General features: G+C 63.0%; 1 protein-coding gene (cut by a window edge). It reads left to right on the top strand.

What is annotated here, in order from left to right; all coding sequences use genetic code 11:
* On the top strand, nt 1–20,237 hold the 3' portion of the coding sequence (locus DBY20_07610) for a hypothetical protein (protein ID PWL78182.1). 24,745 nt of this gene lie to the left of the window's left edge; only the last 20,237 of its 44,982 coding nucleotides appear in the window; the start codon falls outside the window, past its left edge; its stop codon occupies nt 20,235–20,237.

The raw sequence follows: 20,237 nt of genomic DNA, 5'->3' as shown, positions 1-20,237 counted from the left end.
ACTTCGTCCTCTACGCGCATTGGACGCCCATCACTTACACCGTCTCGTTCCACGGCAATGTGTGGGACGCCTACTACACGGGTGATGACTCCACTCCGCAGACCGTGACCGTGAAGTACGGCGAGCAGGTCTCGCTGGCCAACCGCTTCACTCGCGCCGGCAACCACTGGATTGGCTGGACCGTCGAGGGCACTAACCTCTTCACCCAGACGAGTTCCCAGGGCTACATCTCCAACCTCGCCACCCTCGAGGGCGCCGTCGTTCACTTCTACGCCCAGTGGGAGGAAGAGCGCGTCAACGTCGTCTTCGCGAGCGAGAACGGCACGAGGGGTGTCGTCGATGGCGAGGATAGCCAGGCGGTCTGGTACGGCAAGTACGCCGAGTACGATAAGGTCGTCACGGCTCCCGGCAGGGGCTGGTACCTGGTCGGTTGGGATGTCACCTACGTGACTGGCAACAACGAGACCATCACCCAGACCGGCCTGAGCGTTGATGCCCCGGCCACCTTCCAGATCCTTGGCCCCACCACCTTCCTTGCCCGCTGGAAGGAAGCCATCATCGTCAACTACCTGCCTGGCGAGCATGCGGCAGACGGCGCCTTCCCCGACCCGGCGGTCGAGAACGAGACGATCTTCACGCACGTCGCGCCCTTGGGCAAGTTCCCCGCCTATGCCAACAGCATCGGCGCCCTGCCCGAAGGTGCGGTGGATGGCGATGGCACGAGCTGGTACTTTGCCGGCTGGCGCATCCAGTGGTTCGAGCGCGGGGCAAGCGGCGTCATCCTTCAGACGCGTGACGTCCTCCAGGTCGACCTCTCCAAGGTCGCCGACCTGACCGTCGAACTGCCCGGCCGCGATCCGGACGACCCCAAGGTCTACGACATCAACGTCGTGGCCCTGTGGGCCGAGGCGGACTACTACGTCACCTTCAACGCCAACGAGCCCGATCCCACCGACCCGGCCACGGGCACCATGCCTCCCAAGCAGGGCTTCCTGTTTAACTCGCAGATCGCGCTTACCGATAACGCCTACGTGGTGAACGGCTACACCTTTACCGGGTGGAACACCAAGGCCGATGGTACGGGCACGGCCTATGCCGACGGTGCGGTTACCGGTATCGCCGATATCAATGGCGCTTCCTGGGTCACCACCGTCCCCAAGCCGACTCTCCAGCTCTTTGCCCAGTGGGCACCCAAGACCTACACGGTCACCGTCGATCTGCGCGATGGCGCTCCCGGCACGCTCTCTGCCGGCACCACCGGCGACAAGGACTTCGTCGCCAAGACGATTACCTCCGGCACCATGACCCACGTGGTCTACACCGCGACCGAGACCTACGGCCAGGGCGTCGCCTCGGCCATCGGACTTGTCGTCAACAAGGGCTATCGCCTGGCTGGCTGGGATTGGACTGCCGTCAAGGATGACGGCACCACGGTCAACGGCAGCGTCACCGTGGATGATGGCGATGCCAACTTTGGCCTGTCCAAGCTCATCGTGGCGGGTACCGTCACCGCATACGCCGTCTTCGAGCAGCTCTCGTTCGTGAGCTACCTGCCCGGCGACCATGGCAACTGGACGGCCACGACCACCACGGGCGATACGGGCGCCTTCTTCGATGACATCAGGATCGGAAGCTCGGTACCCACCTTTGCAACCGGCAATGACGGCCTGCTCGTCGACGTTCCCGGCTTGGGCAAGCAGCCCGGCGCCGATGACGATTCCAACTGGCTGTTCAACGGCTGGCGTGGAAGCGATGGCAAGGTTTATCCCGATTACGTCATCCCGACCGAGGTGCTCGTCACCGCTGGCGGTGTGACCTTCACCGCCCTGTGGGTCGGCAAGGACCAGACGCTCACGCTCAATCCCAATGGCGGCGCCTTCACCAACGGCATGTCCGGCATCATCACGCAGATCGCCAAGACCGATGTCGTCCTGCCTGGCACGACCGACATCGAGCTCATCGGCTGGATCCTTGACGGCTGGTCGCTGTCGGCTGGCGGCTCGATCCTCTACGCGCCGGGTGCCACCATCAAGATGCCCACGGCTCCGACGACCCTGTTTGCCCACTGGAAGCAGGACTACGTCGAGGTCTCCTACGAGGTCAAGTCCGATGGCACCAATTACTTTGGTCACATCACCGGCCCTGCCGGCGCTGGCAATGGCATCGTGTGGGTCGAGCAGACGGTTCATGATCCGCGCGGCACCTACGTGCCGGCCTTTGCCGATTCCACCTACGATAAGCTCGTCAACATCAAGGGCACCCAGTCGCTTTCCGCCGTTACCGGCGACGCGCTCGATCCGGCCAACCTCTCCAACATGCTCTACGCTGGTCCGTTCACCCTCACCGCCAACGCCTTTGATGGCTATCGCTTCGTGCGCTGGGTGGACGAGAACGGCAACGAGGTTTCCACCAGCGCCTCGCTGCTCGTCGGTCGCGATCTTGCAAGCGGTCGCTACGAGGCCCATACCTACTACGCGGTCTTTGCCGAGCTCGAGAGCGTCACCATTGACTACACCGTCTCCAACAGTAACGTCGTCTGGGTCGACTTCGCGACCGAGGCCGTGCCGCCCGTTTCCGGCAATCCCAAGACCAATGTCGCCCATGTCTCCGCTGGCTACGTGATTGAGGGCTGGTACGACGCGGCTGGCAACAAGGTGGCAAGCGGTGACAGCTTCACGCCGAGCCGCGGTGCCGATGGCATGTACGCCGCCGCTACCTACACCGTGCGCGTCATCCCCAAGACCGACACGCCGTTCGTCATCGAGTACTGGCTGCAGGACGCCAACGGCGTCTTCAGCAAGGATGCGAGCGCTACCATCAATGCGACCGGTTCCACCGACCTCGTGCTCACGATCACCGGTGACACGAGCGACGGCGGTGCCATCTCCGGTGTTCCCGCCGATGGCGTCATCACGCTGCCTTCCGGCATTACGATCATCCCCGTCTTTGCCGGCCACAGCTTCAGCGCCTCGGCCTCCACGCTCACGGGCACCATCGCCGCTGACGGCAGCCTCGCGCTCAAGCTCTTCTACACCAACAACGCGCTCACCAACCCGACCATCATCTACAACGCGGGTACCGGCGGTTCCGTCACGCTTGGCAGCGAGCAGATCGACATTACCGTGAGCCCGATTCCCAGCCCCATGGGCTCCACTCCCGTCGCGGCACCTGGATACCAGTTCAGCCACTGGCAGATTGGCGATGATCCCGATAACCAGACCAAGCCCGGCGACTCCTCGCTCTTCATCCCGTCCGTGCCCGATGGGGGTTGGGTCGAGAAGACCGTCTACGCCTTTACGGCGATCTTCATCGAGCTTCCCGAGATCACCATCAACTACGTGGCGGGCACGGGTGGCACCGTCTCCATCTCCACCGAGAACACGAGGCCTGCCACGGGCACCCCGGCAGGTTCGCTTGCCACCGCCAACCCCGGCTACGCCTTCGATCACTGGGAAGATGCCGATGGCAACGTCGTCATGTACGATGCGACCAACAAGGCACCCGCGCACCTTGTCCCGCCGCGCAGCGCTGACGGCGTCTTTGTCGCGACCACCTACAAGGCAATCTTCGTCGCGCTGCCCATCGACTACACGATTCAGCATTACAAGGTCGATCGTTACGGGAACGTAACCCTCGTCAAGACCGATACCGGTTCGGACTACGCGGGTACCATCGTCAACGCCGTGCCCATCGACACGACCACCAACGCGCTGTGGGCTGGCTACACCTACGCACCGGGTCATAGCGGCGAGGTCGCCACCGGTGTCGTCATGGTCGACCCGGCGCTCGTCCTCAAGCTCTACTACACTGCCAACTCCGATACGCCCTATGTCGTCTATCGCTACCAGCTTGACGGTAACGGCGTGTTCACCCAGCTCACCAGCGAGAACTATACCGGCTACACCGATGACCTGGTCAGCACGACGCCCAACGTGCCCGCTGGCTACCAGCTCGTTCCCGATGGTACGGGCGCTTCCGGCACCATGGCCGGCCTGCCGACGACGTTCACCACCAAGCTCTCCGGCATCGTCACCGGTGACGGCAAGCTGGTTCTCGTCCACGTCTTCCAGGCCATCCAGGTTCAGTACGTCGTCAATTACTGGAAGATTCCGGGTTCTGCCCTCGGCCAGAGCGACCCCCTGTCGTACAAGGCCCCCGCGGCGCCGAGCCAGACCTTCTATGACTTCACGGGTGTGAGGGTCACGGCTGTGGCACCTTCCATCCCCGGCTACACGTACATTCTGCCGAGTGCGCATCGCGAGATGTATCCCAGCGTCGATACCGGTGTGGTGCTTGGCAACGGCACGCTCGTCCTCAACCTCTACTACGAAGCCGACTACCACACGCTCACGCTCGTTCCCGATACGGGAGCCGGTGCGGGCAACTGGGCGCCGGGCTACTCGGCGTTTGGCTCGACGCTGCTGCGCAGCGAGACCGAGACCACGCTGCCCACCACTAACCACCTGCGCAACCCCGGCTACACCTTCACGGGCTGGGCCACCGAAAACGGCGGTGCCGTCGTTCACGCTCCCGGTGCCACCATCGCCATCGGCACTGACGACATCACGCTCTACGCCGTCTGGGTTGCCAATACCGACACGCCCTATACCATCGAGCGCTACCAGCTCAACGCCGATGGCACCATCACCAAGCTGCCTAACCTCACGGGCACGGGTACTACCGGCGAGTCCGTCACGACCGTCCCGGTTGCTCCCGATGGCTATCAGGTTCCCACCACCCACTACATCACCGGCCTGTGGGACGGCGACCCCAACTACGTGATCAACGAGCGTCTTACCGACATCATCAGCGGCGACGGCAAGATGGTTCTCGTCCACGTCTTCGTCCCCGTGTCCGGTAACTACGTCGTGAAGATCTACAAGGTCGATGGCATGGGCAACGCCATCCAGGTCGATGTCGCGGGCAACGAGCTTGCCGCTGGCGACGCGCTGCTCGAGGGCTACAAGCATGCCGGTGCCGTCGGATCCAACGTCGTCGTCGATGCCACGGGTGCCAGCGCCACCGCCGGTTACATCTACCATGCCTACGCTTCCAACCCGCCTGCCGGCTATAGCTACCTGGGTGATGGCGTGAGCTTCACCGTCAACGGACAGACCTACCTGACCATCGCTTCCGGCGTGATCGGCAACCAGACTCTCGAGCTCGTCATCTACTTCGAGCCCAACACCTACGAGCTCACCTACGTCACCGGCGATCCCACCGATCCGGATGCGGGCAAGTGGGTTGGTGCGGGCGACTCCTCGCCGGCCACGCAGTTTGGCTACGAACTCAACCTGCCCAAGAACGAGACGCTCGCCGTCGTCACGCGCACGGGCTATGAGCTGCTTGGTTGGACCACCGTCGAGACGTATTCCGTGCGTGCCGACGGCACCATCGTCACGGCGGGCACCGATGGCCTCGACGTCAAGGAAATCGTGAACGCCCGCGGCCAGGAGGCCCTCGATGTCATCACCTGGCTCGGCACGCTGGCCGCCGGCAACTACTACGCCGCAGGCGACCTCTTCAAGATGCCGGCCCGCGACGTGAATCTCTACGCCGTGTGGACGCCGACGCTCACCAACTACTTCGTCAACCGCTACAGCGTGGCCCGCGATGGTTCGATTACCCTCATCGATTCGGTGAATCGCACCGCGCCGACGCATACCACCGCAACGGCTACCGATGCCGACAAGGTCATCACCGGTCAGTTCTACCGTGCTCCGGGTAGCACGGCTCCTGCCAGCATCGAATCGGCCCTCGTCACGCCCGATGGCCTTGCCACCATCCAGCTCTACTTCGATGTCACCGCCGACACCGAGTACACGGTCGAGTTCCTGCGCTACACGGGTACCGGTCTCATCGAGCCCATCAACGCCTTCAAGGCCAACGCGACGAGCGTCGGCGGTACGGACGTCTACGACGAGACCATCGCCGCCGATCCGGATGGCGTCGCCACCAATGTGCTGCTGTTCAAGGGCTATGCGAACACGCGTATCTACGTTGACCAGCCTGGTACCGACACGGCACTCGTCTACTACAACGACTGCCTTGCCAAGATCGCGGCCGATGCCATCACCGGCTATGCCTATAACGCCACCTTCAGTGTCGTCATCGATGGCAAGACGTATACCTCGACGCCGACCGGCATCATCGGTGCAGGCGGTGCGCTCAAGCTCACGCTCGTCTTCGATGCGCAGCAAAACGACCTCATCTACGACGTCAACGCCGCCGGCGACGAGGCCAAGGGCAACGCCGGCTGGGTCATTGCCGACCAGTCGCCCAAGCCCGCCCCGCGCACCGGTACGACGGTGACGCTGCCTGATGCGACCACGCTCTACCGCTTTGGCTATGTCTTTGGCGGATGGAATACCCAGGCCGACGGCCTTGGCACCACATATGCTCCCGGCGCCAGCTTCGTCACCGGCAACGCAGCTCAGACGCTCTACGCCGTCTGGACGCCGGGCGATGCCGATTACTTCATCGACTACTACAAGGTGCGCGGTGACGGCACCATCGAGTTCTACGACTCCACGGTCTTCACGGCCACCACCGGCGAAACCGTCACGGTGACCGATGACCAGAGGGAACACAACGTCCCGACGGGCTATCGTTACGTTGCCTCGATCGAGGTTGGTGGCACTCCCTACACGAGCGATACTTCCGGTGTCGTTAAGGGCTGGTCCGGCAACAGGGCGGGAGACACCACCGGTGCGCTGCACCTCAGGCTCTACTACGAGCCCACCAACAGCACCGAGTATCGCGTCATTCGCTGGGCTGCCACCGGTGACGGCAAGCTCGTCGCCGTTGACGAGAACGGCAACCTCAACTTCGCCATCGCGCTCGAACCCACCGAGGACGGTAGGCTCGTCCAGCGCGATGCCGACGGCAACCCGGTTGCATGGCTCAACGCGGACGGCACCCAGTACGTCATCACGACCGTCGAGCATCGTCAGGTTCTCGATGAGAACGGCGACGCCGTCCAGCAGCCCGCCCGCGACGAGAACGGCAACATCATCTACAAGGATGGCCAGATGGTGATGGAGGACGTCTACGAAGACGTGACCATCCATACGGTCCAATATCGCTACTGGTCCATCGCCGCCAACGGTGCGGTCCTGCCCATGGATGCGGCCGGTGCCATTGACACGACCTTCGGCATCAACTCCATCGATGGCAATGGCTGCATCGTCTCCACCGTGGATGGGGTCATCTACCACCTGCCGGCCTTTGCCACGCCGTATCTCATTCTGCATGCCAACGGCAAGGCCGATGCCATGGCAAATGCTGCCGCCACCCCTGAGGAGGTCGCGTCCAGCCCCAACACCAATGCCAACGACAACGTTGCCATTCCCGGCTTCGAATTCCTGCCCCATGGCAACATGACCCGCCTGGGTGACGCCGCCGAGACCAAGGTCACGACCGTGGCCCAGGGCTCCATTGCTGCCGACAACAGCCTCGTGCTCACGCTCTACTACTACGCGGTTCGCTCGCAGCTCACCTTCGACCCCGGCACGGGTGCCGATGGCAGCATCGTGGGCAGCTGGCACAACGACGTCGATCCGTCTGCCATGTACATGCCCAATGAGACCGTGACGCTTCCCACGGGCACCAACCTGCGCCGTCCCGGCTACACCCTGGCCGGTTGGACCACGGTTGGCTTCTACACGGGCACCGATGCCGGTTCCTTTGCCGAAGGCGTCGACGGTGACAGCCGCGTCGGCGTTGCCGGTGGCCAGACGGCCATCGACCTGCAGACGTGGCTGGCATCGCTGGGCGGCAAGTTCTTCACCACGACCTTCACGATGCCGCGCGGCGCCACCACGCTCTATCCGGTGTGGCTGCCCCGCAACGACACCAAGTACACGGTCGAGTACTACAAGCATCGCGGTGACGGCACCGTGGTCCTCGACAGCACCATCGAGTACGTGGGCATGACCGATACGCTTGCCAAGGCGGGCCTGGTCTCCACGGGCATCATCGACGGTGTCCCGGCCGATGACGTGAACCGCTTCGGCATCACGTTCTACCAGCTGGCCGACACGGTCACCGACAAGGACGGCAAGGTCTACAACGCCATCGCCTCCCTCAACATCAACGCTGACGGCACCACGGTTCTCAAGCTCTACTACGAGGCGCAGATGATCGACTACAAGGTCCAGTGGTTAAAGTTCACGGGCAACGAGACCTTCGTGCTTGCCAAGGAGGAGACGCATCAGGGTCTGGTCGATGGCCCGGTCGAGGTAAGCAGCGCCGACCTTGCCGTCACCTTCGATGGTTATCTGCGCAAGGACGACTTCAACCTGAGGGGCCAGAGGTCGCTCTACAAGACCGACATCGCCTCCGATGGCTCCACGATCCTCAAGATCTTCTATGAGGCACAGGACGTCACGCTCAACCTCGACCTCGGCAGCTTTGGCGCCTGGTCCGGCCAGGAGCACAATGCCGACAAGTACAAGGCCGACCGCACGGTCAAGCTCTCCACGCTTGTCGAGCGTCCGGGCTACGACTTCGTGGGCTGGGCTTCCATCCCCGATGGCAAGGACACGAAGGGCACCGCCTCGATCACGCTCGCCGATGCGCTGCTGGCCGCCCTGGCCGGTGCCGACCCGACGCACGTCGATGCCAACGGCAACCTGCTCTTCAGCTATAACGGCAGTGACATCACGCTCATCCTCGCGAGCGGCGATTGCAACTACACCATCGGCGCCGTCAACGTCACGCTCTACGCGGTCTGGAAGGCACGCAGCGATAGCGTCTACACCGTCGAGCATTATCGTGTCACTGGTGACAACACCCTCAAGGAGGTCATCACCGAGACCCTCCACGGCATCACCGATGATCCGTACACCGCCATCTCGTACAACACGACGACGGGTGACCCGCGCTACAACGCCAGCTTCACCGGCTACGCCTACAAGTCCGGCTTCAGCGCGGCAATTGGGGGACAGACCCTTTCCGAGATCCTCACGGGCACTGTCCTTGCCGACGGCACTCTCGTCCTGAAGCTCTACTACGAGCCCACGGCCCAGAGCATCACGCTCAATACGGGCAAGGGTACCTGGAACGGCACCGAAAGCTTCTACGGCGCCACCTGGAATGCCGATAAGACGCAGGGCGTCGACAACACCATCCCGACCGAGAAGACGCTCACCGTCCCGAGCCGCAGCTTCGCGAACCGTGACGGCTACACGCTTGCCGGTTGGACGACGATCACGACCTATGACATCATCAACGGCCAGATCACCGCTGGCAGCCGCTACAACATCGCCGATGCGACGGGTCAGCGCTCGCGCGACATCGTCGCCTGGCTCGAGAGCCTCAATGCGGCCCTCGCCGCCAATCCCAGTGCCGGCGGAACCGACCCCAATGGCGGTAGGCAGTACTTCGCCTGCGGCACCTCCTTCGTGCTGCCGCCCAACGGCGCCGTGCTCATCGCCGTGTGGCAGGCCAACACCAACACGGCCTACACGGTCGAGCACATCAAGCTCGTGAACGACGGCACGACCATCACCGAGAAGATCGAGCTCACCGAGAACCTCACCGGCATCACCGGCGAGACGGTCACGGGCACCGCGCAGACCTATCCCGGCTACACCTTCGTGGCAAACGGCCAGACTGCCTATCCCGGCCAGTCCTACGTGACCATCGCCCAGGGTGTCATCGCCGGCAATGGCAGCCTCGTGCTCAAGCTCTACTACACGGCCAACACCAACACCACGTACACGGTCGAGCGCTGGATTGCCAGCGCCGACGGCAAGCTGCTCACCAAGGTTGACGTGAAGACCCTGACGGGCACGACCGACACCTCCGTCACGCCCGCCTCTTCCGACCCGCTGGGTTACACGCTCGACAACTCCTTCGTCCCCTCGACGATCTCGGGTGCGGGAGATTGGCCCAATGCGGCCATCCCGACCGCCGTTATCGCCGGTGACGGCTCGACGAAGATCATCCAGTTCTACATCCCCATCGATGTGCTCTACACCGTCGAGTTCTATCGCTACACCGGTGATGGCAAGGTCCTGCCCTTCAACGGCTTCGAGGCCGCTGCCGGCAAGGATTACGCCGAGTTCATCGCCGGAAGCAGTGTCCCCGTCTGGATTGACGGCACGAGCACCGGCACCGCCACCAACAAGGTGAAGGGTTGGGGCAAGACCTCCTCGACGCTTTCCGTTGACCGTCCTGCTGGTATCAGCGCCTCGGCCGGCTTCACCTACGCGCACCTCAACCTCTCGGCTGCCGAGAATCCCAACTTCATCGGCTACACCTACGACGAGACCTTCGAGCAGGTCATCAACGGTGTGACTTACAAGACCATCGCCCAGGGCACCATCCTTGCCGATGGTAGCCTGCTCCTCAAGCTCTTCTACGTGGCCGATACGCTCAACCTCGTCTACAACACCGGTAGCGAGGCAACGACGGTCACCTTCCAGAAGAACCACAGCTCCGAATCCACGTTCACGCTGCCGATCGACGCCAACGAGGGCTCGATCGTGGAGCGCGACGGCTACACGCTCGTCGGTTGGACCGTGGCAAGCCACTACACGGGTACCGATGCCGCCAGCTTCGCACTCGTGGGTGCCGACGCTGCCGGCGCCAAGGCCATCAGCGACGCCAAGGGCTACGAGGCCCAGCGCCTCGCCGCCTGGCTTGGCACGTTGGGGACAGACCCTGATTTTGCGGCGCATTGGGGACAGACCCTCAATGCCGACATCGCCAACCACATGGGCAAGACCTTCTACAGCCAGGGCGCGTCCTTCAAGATCGGCGTTCTGTCGATGACGCTGTACGCCGTCTGGACTCCCACGGGCACCACCGAGTACACGGCTGATATCTACAAGGTCAAGGGCGACGGCACCATGGAGCTCGTCGGCACCAAGACCTACAACAACGGCGTGGCCGACGAGGACACCGATACGCTCGCGCAGCGTCCGGCCCAGAGCGGCACGAGCGGCGAGACCTACGACGGCTCGCTCACCACCGAATTCGGCCTTGCCGGCTATCGCTGGATTCTTTCCACCGAGGAGGCCCTGAGCTTCAGCGGCATGCCCACCAACACGATCGCGCACGCCATCGTCAATGCGGACGGCACTACCAAGCTCGTGTTCATCTTCAGGGCCGTCGAGGTCGACTACGGCGTGAATCGCTACCGTGTCGACGGTGACGGCAACATCATCCTCGTCGATGTAAACGGTAACGATGTCAAGGTCGGCGACCAGCTCGTCATCATCAACGGCAGCAACCTGACGCCGGAGCAGATCGCCGCGGCCGAGGCTGCCGCGCGCATCCCGTACAAGGGCCTCACCGATGCCAACGTCAACGTCACCGCATCCGAGAGCGACATGGACGGCCACACGGGCCAGTACTTCAAGAACGGTTGGTACTACACCATCGATAACGTCAATAACGTGTACCCGACCACCGCGCTCGACGGCTCCACGATCTTTGCCTACACTTATGACGGAACCTACGCTGGCACCATCACCACCGGCGTCATCTCCGGCAACGGCAGCCTCGTGCTCAAGCTCTTCTACACGCCGGGCAACTTCACGCTCGCGCTCGAGCCCTCGCAGGGCACCTGGTCCGACACCCTCTTCAACAACGCCCAGACGCAGGAGGGCACGCTCGCCAGCAAGACCGACACCTGGTATCGCCACTTCGGCGCCGACGCCACGATCACGCTTCCCACGGCCACCGAGCTGACCCGCGAGGGTTACACGCTCGTGGGCTGGATGGTCGGCAACGATTTCGAGCATGCGATGCGCTTTGACGAGCTCGGTCCGACGATCACGTACACCATGCCCATCGGCGAGGTCGTTCTCAGGCCGCTGTGGCAGGGCCTCGAGACTGCCTATACCGTCTATCACGTGAAGGTGCGCGGCGACGGCACGCTCGAGTACTACATCGGCTCCACCAAGGTTGCCGATGGCGTGGGCGAGATCGTCCGCGGCACGACGGGCCTGACCGCCCAGATTACCGCCAATAGCTATGTTGGCTACGAGGCCATCGCCGACCTGCAGTCCTACACCTACACCGCCGCCGACGGCACGACCAAGACGGTCACGACGGCCGCCAACGTGCTCATCGAGTGGGGCGGCGCCTTCGACGGCACCAACAAGGGTGTGACCAGGGTCTACATCTACTACAAGCCGCTCGTCGTGAAGTACACGGTCGAGCACTGGGCCATTTCCGGCGACGGCACGCTCTACGCGATCGACGCGAGCGGCAACCTCGTGCGCGGCGCCGATGGCGTGCTCGTGAGCAGCCCGACCGGCATCCGCGTCGAGTACACCGACGGCACGGTGCTCTCCGACTCGCACATCTACGTCATGGGGTCCGTCCCCGCCGATGCGGTCGCGGGTACGTACACGACCTACAATCCCTGGACCATCGCGGGTTACGAGTACGCGCTGGGCAGCATCTCCGCCATCAACGGCAAGGGCCCGTGGACGGACGGCATGCTCGCCAGCGGTATCTACGTTGCACCTGACGGCACGCTCGTCCTCAAGCTCTACTACGTCGCCAAGAACCTGACCCTCACCTACGATCCGGGTTCCCACGGCACCATCTCCGCTGGTGGCAATGGGGGGACAGACCCCGGAATTTCAGCCGACGTCACCCATCGTGCCGACCACACCTTCAAGCTGCCCAACGCCGCTGATGGCGAGAAGCTCACCGTGAGCCGACCGGGCTACGTGCTCAAGGGCTGGACGACGATCGCCAGCTACGGCGTTGATGCTGACGGCAACATCGTCTCGGCGGATGATCCCACGGCCGTCACGGTCAAGAGCATCGCCGACGCCCTGGGCGCCGAGGCCGAGGCCGTCATTGCCTGGCTCGGCACGTTGGGGACAGACCCCTCCGGTCGCCCGCTCTACTACCTCAACGGCGCGAGCTACCTCATGCCCGTTACCGACAAGACGCTCTACGCGGTCTGGACGCCGCGCAGCGACATCGTCTACTACGTCGAGCATTGGCTCATCACCGGTGACGGCACCTTCTCGCCGCTCAATCCCGACGGCACCGTGCGTCGCGATAGCAACGGTGCCCTCATCACCGGCACGCCCAACACGAGCGCCGACGCCTCCGACACCACCAACGCCGCCTGGCGCGTCACCTACAACAACGGCAAGTCCGACTTCGTCTTCGACCTCGACACCATCGGTGGCTACATGCGCACCATTGCCGGCTACACCTATCTGCTCAACAACGCGAGCTTCACGATCGAGGGGGCCACGGGCACGACCTACGCCGTGAAGACCATCAACGCTGACGGCAAGACGGTCTTCTATCTGTTCTACCGCGCCAACGAGAACACCATTCGCTTCGAGACCGGCTCGCTCGGCACCATCACCGACGGTACGCTCGATGCGACCGAGAACACCAACTTCATCACGCAGAAGCACTACACCGACGACAGCTTCGACCTGGCCGACGTTCCCGCGCCCACGCGCCCGGGCTACGACTTCCTCGGCTGGACCATCGCCGACAAGAAGGGGACAGACCTCATAAATGACGCGATGGGTTACACGGCCCAGCAGATCGTCACCTGGCTCGAGGGCCAGAACACCGGCAAGGGCACCTACCTCAAGGTCTACTTCAAGGATGGCACCAACTTCATCTACCTCACGCCGACCGGCGACATCACCCTGCGCGCCGTGTGGACGCCCAAACTCATCGACTACACGGTCAACCGCTGGAAGCTCACCGGCCATGGTGACAAGGTCGAGCTCGATACGGTGACCTACCAGGGTTATGCCGATACCGAGGTGCGCTTCGACGCCGCCAAGACCGAGTACAAGGACGGCATCACCTATCTCAACATCGCCGTTCCCGAGGGCTATCGCTTCCTGGCTGCCGGCGCGAGCGAGACCTACACCGGCACCAGCAACATCGCCCAGACGGTTTCGACCAGCGCGTATGGCAACATTAGCCCCGACGGCACGGCGAGGTTCACGCTCTGGTACCTCCCGAAGAGCTTCGACCTCAAGCTTGACCTCGGCAACATGGGCACGTGGATCAACACGAGCGGCACCAACAGCGGCAGCGTCAAGACCATCAGCTACGACACCGAGTCGCAACACGTGATGTTCGGTTACCTGGCTGCGAGCCGCCCGGGCTACACGCTCATGGGCTGGTCGACCAATCCGGCTACGGCGACTGCCAAGGGCCAGGCCTCGCAGGACTTCTGGGATGCGCTCATCGGTTCTGGCGCCGACCCGAGCTGGATTCGCGTTACGACGCTCATCAGGGCCGACAAGACGGGCACCTCGCTTGCGGGTTACACCTACGCTTACGTCGAGAACACCTTCGAGGACCTCCTCAAGATCTTCACGATGGGAAGTAGGGGACAGACCCTTTACGCCATCTGGCGCGCCAACGATGACACGGTCTACTCCGTCGATCACGTGCGCTGGGAGGGCAACACCACCGCCAAGACCACCATCACCGAGACCTTCCGCGGCATGACCGACAAGGAGTACACGGCGCTGCCGTTCAACACGACGGCGGGTGACGCACGCTACAACGGCGACTTCACCGGCTACGGCTACGATGGCACGACGCCGAAGCCCAGCACCGCCACGAAGGCCATCGCGCCCGACGGCACCATGCGCATCACGCTCAACTACTTCGCGCAGAAGCTCCAGCTGCAGCTCGAGACGAGCGGTGGCACGTGGAACTCCGGTTTCACCTGGAACCCCGAGCATCTCACCGAGTCGAACTTCAACCTGCCGACCAATGCCAACATCAGCCGCCCGGGCTACACGCTCGTGGGCTGGTCGACCACCAACCCCGATGCCGGTCTGGGTGACCACATCAAGGGCCTCGCCTCGCAGGTGAAGGCAGGTCAGCTGGCCGCCATCACCGGCAACGACACAGCCAATGGTGGCGCCAACTGGATCACCGTCGCCACGACCGCCGACGGCAAGACCTACGTCTTCGTCACCCCGGGCTACAAGATGCCAACAAGGGGACAGACCCTCTATGCCGTCTGGTATGCGAATAACAACACGAGGTACACGGTCGAGCGCTGGGCTGTCTCCGGCGATGGTGTCCGTTATGCTCTCAAGGCCGACGGCACGCTCGAGCGCGACGCCAACGGCATGCTCGTCAGCAGCACGACTGCCGATGCCACCCATCGTATCGAGTACATCGGCACGACCGACGAAGAGGCTTGGGCCGATGCCATCGACGGCTCCATCGTCTATCGCACCAACGAGTCCGGACTGAGCATCACGGGTTACGTCTACGTCACGAACGGCAACACGATTACCGCCAAGAACGGCGTTGTGGCAATTGGGGGACAGACCCTTACGACCCAGTCGCGCGCGATCATCGCCGGCGACGGCTCCACCAAGCTCGTGCTGTACTTCGCGCCCGAGCAGTTCACCATCACGTACTACATCGGCGATGCGAGCATCCCCAACTTGAGCGCCACGCCCACGCCGGTCAAGCTCTACGCCGACCAGAGCTACACGCTGCCCACCACGGAGGTCACGCGTAGCGGCTACACGCTCAAGGGCTGGACGAACAGTCAGTACGTGACCAGCGTCGATGCCGCCACGATCATTTCGAACCTCAAGGGCATCAAGTCGCAGAACGCCTTCACGGCTGTAAGCGCCCTCACGGGTCGCGACGCCATCACCGGCAAGGTCTTCACCGCCGTGGTAAATGGGGGACAGACCCTCTATTACATGCCGACGGGTGACGTGACGCTGTATGCCACCTGGCGCGCAAATGACGACACCGAGTACCTTGTCGAGCGCTGGGTCGTCTCCGGCGATGGCACGCGCTACGCGGTCACCTCCGACGGCAAGCTCGTGCGAGATGCCAACGGTAGGCTCGTGACGAGCGCGACCGCCGACGCGGGCCATGTCGTGAAGCATGTCGGCATCACCGATGAGGAGGCCTGGGCCGATGCCGCCGAGGCCGGCAAGAGCTACCGCAACGATGACTCCGCGCTCAGCTTCGCCGGCTACGCCTTCGCCGCCGACGGCACCGCCATCACCGCCAAGGACGGCGTCACGAGCTTCGTGACCGACGCTCGCGCCATCATCACCGGCGACGGCAAGACGGTGCTCGTGCTGTACTTCAAGCCGCTGCTCAATACCATCACCTTCAACTTCGGTAGCGGCACGAGCACGGGCGCTCCCGCGACGATGCAGGTCTACACCGACCAGACCGTCGAGCTGTCCTCCGCCGCCGATCGCACGGGCTATGAGCTGGCCGGCTGGTCCAATGTCCCGACCTACAGCGTGAAGGTCGATGGCACCGCCACGGCCACCACCGTCAATGTCGGCACCTCCACGGGCCTCGCCTCGCAGGCAGCGGCTGATGCGGCCAAGGCCAACACCAAGCGCACCTCCGACAAGGGCGCCGCATTCACCGCGGTGGTGATAGGGGGACAGACCCTCTATCTCGCCCCGACCGATGCGAGCATCACGCTCTACGCTACCTGGCGTGCCAAGTCCGACACCGTCTTCTACGTCGACCGCTACAAGATCACCGGCGACGGCGTCCTCGTGCCGATTGACGCTGCCGGCAATGACCTCGCCGCTGTCGATCCGCTGCGCTTCACCGGCGTCACCGACGAGCTCGCGACTGCCGGTGCCACGGCCGGTCCCAAGCCCTGGAACACCAACGCCTACGGTGCTCTGGCCGGCTACTACACCATCGCCAACGGCAAGAGCGACAGCGTCCCCAAGAAGGACGGCTCTGGCGTGACCGGCGCAACGGTCAAGAGCGAGTGGCGTATCGCGGGCGACGGCACCATGCACCTCGTCGTCTACTACTTCCCGCTCAAGGATCGCGTGCTCGACCTCAACGTCGGCGACGGCACCTGGGAGCCGGGCAAGGAGTCGCAGTACTCCGGCAAGCAACACTCCACCGAGTCCAGCTTCACGCTGCCCACCAATGCAGACGTGAAGCGTCCGGGCTACACGCTCGTGGGCTGGGCCATCGACAAGAACGGTCTCATGGCTGCCGGCAAGGACACCGCCAAGGGCGCAGCCTCGCAGCAGTCCTACCTCACGCTGGCTGCCGGCAAGACCGGCTACATCGCCAATGGCGGTGCCGAGTGGACTGCCGTGATTTCCGGCTACGACCCGGCGACCTTCACGTTCACCTTCATCGACGCCGATAAGGTCATCTACATCATGCCCACCAACGCCAAGGTCATGCTGCGCGCGGTGTGGCGCGCCAACGACAACACGCCGTACTACGTGACGCGTTGGGGTGTCGACGGTGATGGCGACTTCTTCCCGTTCAAGCAGGATGGCACCGTCGACATGATTGGCGATGCGACGATCAACCACAAGGACGACCCGCAGTGGATTCGCGATAACTACGTCGTCCACTACGGCATCACCGACGAGGTGGCTTGGGCCGATCTCGACGTCTCCGGCGTCAGCTACCGCAACGGTGACAATATCGAGATTCCCGGTTACCGTTACCTCGTTCCGGGTGACCCGGCGTTCGACTCCATCGGTGGCGGCGTCGACACGGTTGCCCGTGCGGTCATCACGGCTGACGGCAAGATGCTCCTCACGCTGTACTACAACTCCAAGGACAATATCGAATATCAGGTCTACCATGTGCGCGTCACGGGTGATGGCACGGTGAAGAATCTCATCTACCAGGAGTTCATGCGCAAGAACAACGCCGAGGTGGTCGCCGATAACCTCGACAGGAACGGTCTCAACGACAGCCGCTTCGAGGGTTATGAGTACGTAGAGCATATCGTCATCAACGGCGTGCCCTATAGCTCGCACATCAAGGGCAACGTCCACGAGGGCCTCATCCTCTACCGCTACTACAAGGCCATCTACGACGAGGGCGATGATGGCATCAAACTCATCCTGAACCCCGGTGCGGGCACCTGGGTTTCCACTGGCGAGTCCACGCCGACCATGATCGATGGCTCTGGCGAGTGGTCGCGCGATCCGTACGCGACCGAGACCACGATTCGCCTGCCGGGCGCCGACCAGCTCTACCGCCCCGGCTACGAGTTCGTCGGCTGGTCCGACCTGCCCGACGGCTCGGTCATCAAGGGTAGCGCGTCGTGGCCCATCGCCGACCATCTCGCGAGCGTCGATCCGAATACTGGCCAGTACACCGATGTGCTGCGCGCCTTCCTCATGAGCATGTACGGCGAGCGTGCGGACAGTGCCGAGAACAGGGCGATCGAGGTCGAGGGCGACAATCCGACCTACAAGTACCTCGACCACATCTTCGTGCTGCCCGATGGCTCCTTCATCATCCCGACGCGCTCCATGACGCTGCATGCGATCTGGCGTGCGCGTAACGACACGAAGTACACGGTCAGCCACTGGTGGGTTGACCAGTACGGCGTGGCGCACGAGATCGAGGACAGCAGGCAGGACCTCGTGGGCATCACCGACGAAAACGTGTATTCGACCAAGCTCGAGGACGGTCACGAGGCTATCGACGGCTATACCTACGTGAAGGAATACGAGGGTGCGATCGTGCTCGTGCGCGACAAGGACGGCAATGCCGTTCAGGATACGGACGAGAACGGCAACCTGCTGTTCGATGCCGATGGCTTGCCCGTCTTCAAGTACGTGTATCAGCCTGCCATCGATATTCTCGGCACGCTGCTTGCCCGTGGCATCGAGTCCGACAACCTCGCTGGTGATGGCAGCACGCATCTGCGCTTCTACTACGTCGCCAACAACAACACGAAGTACTACGTCGAGCGCTGGGTGATTACCGGTGACGGCACGCTCGTGCCGCTCAAGGCCGATGGAACGGTGCCGCATGATGCGAATGGCAACCTTCTCGTCTATGACGAGAAGTGGGCCGAGAGCCAGCGCCTCGTCTACGTCGGCTTCACCGGCGAGATTGCGTGGGCGGACGGCGTTGATGCGAGTGTGACCTATCGTCATCTCGACAACATCCCGGTCCTTGGCTACACCTACCTGCCCCACGGCCAGAGCGTGACAATTGGGGGACGGACCTTTACGACCCAGGCGCGCGCGGTAATCGCCGGCGATGGCTCGACGGTGCTGGTCCTCTACTATGTCTTCGACGAGGCGACCCTCACCATCGATCCCTCCAACGGCCTCTGGATTAGCCCCGGTGGCAAGGAGGGGACAGACCCCGCATTGTCAGCTGGCAATGAGGGGACAGACCCCGATGCGCCGCGCAAGACGCTCGAAGAGCTCATCGCCGAGCAGATCGCCGCTGCCACCAAGGCGCTCTACGCCGCTGGCGGTAACGTCGCCCTGGACGATCCGCGCCGCCTCCCCATCACGGTGAAGTACGGCACTGATGCGCAGATTATGCTCCCGACTGCCGATCAGCTTCTGCGCAACGGCTACATCCTCATCGGCTTTGTGGATGGCAACGGCAGGCAGTATGCACCGGGCTACATCTTCACGATGCCCGGCTCGAGCATCAGGCTCATGGCCCTGTGGGCGCCTATCACCTACATCATCAGCTTCGACAAGAACGATGACGTCGCGACTGGCACCGCGTCCGACCAGCGCTATGAGTACGCTTCGACTGGCACGCGTCTCGACGACGTGGCCTTCGAGCGCCGCAACGCCAAGCTGCTGGGTTGGGCGTTCTCGCCGGATGCGGTCGTTCCCGACTTCGCCGCCGGCCAGCTCATGGAGGCTTTGCTCGAGAACGGCGTGCTTGGTCTTGTGAGGGGCGGCACCATCGACGATCCTACGGCGGCGATGTACCTGCTCGCGGCGATGGTTGGTAACGGTAACACCGCCATCAAGCTGTATGCGATCTGGGATATCGAGCGTCACGTGGCTGGTCTCGAGGGATTCGAGCCCGAGGTTGACGATTTCGGCCACTTTGTCACCGAAGGTGAGTACCCAGGCGGCAAAATCACGATTAATTCGGACGGCATTGAACCCGGTTTCACGCTTTCGCCCGATAACGTGCTGATTGAACTCAATCCTGATTACTACATCAAGGGTTGGAACGTGATACGCGATGGGGTAACAACCTACATCGAGGGTGCCGATGCAATCTTCTCGGTGATGATGGATGGTGACGTGGTCTTTGCGCCGGTCTTCGGTAACTATGCTGAGGAAGAGGCCGAGAAACGAGCGCGTTATCAGGCGCAGCTTGCCGCATACGGCGTGCCCAGGACCGGCGATGATGCTGTATCTGGCATGGCACTTGAAGCTGCGATTGCCTTGCTCTCGCTTCTAATGCTGGCATTACTGTTCCGTCGCCGCAAGTCCGCGAACGAGAAGTGA

It is taken from the genome of Coriobacteriia bacterium, assembly GCA_003149935.1.
In the GTDB taxonomy this organism is placed as follows: domain Bacteria; phylum Actinomycetota; class Coriobacteriia; order Coriobacteriales; family QAMH01; genus QAMH01.
The sequence above is the reverse complement of the archived record's forward strand: the minus strand, read 5'-3'. Positions and strand labels throughout refer to the sequence as shown.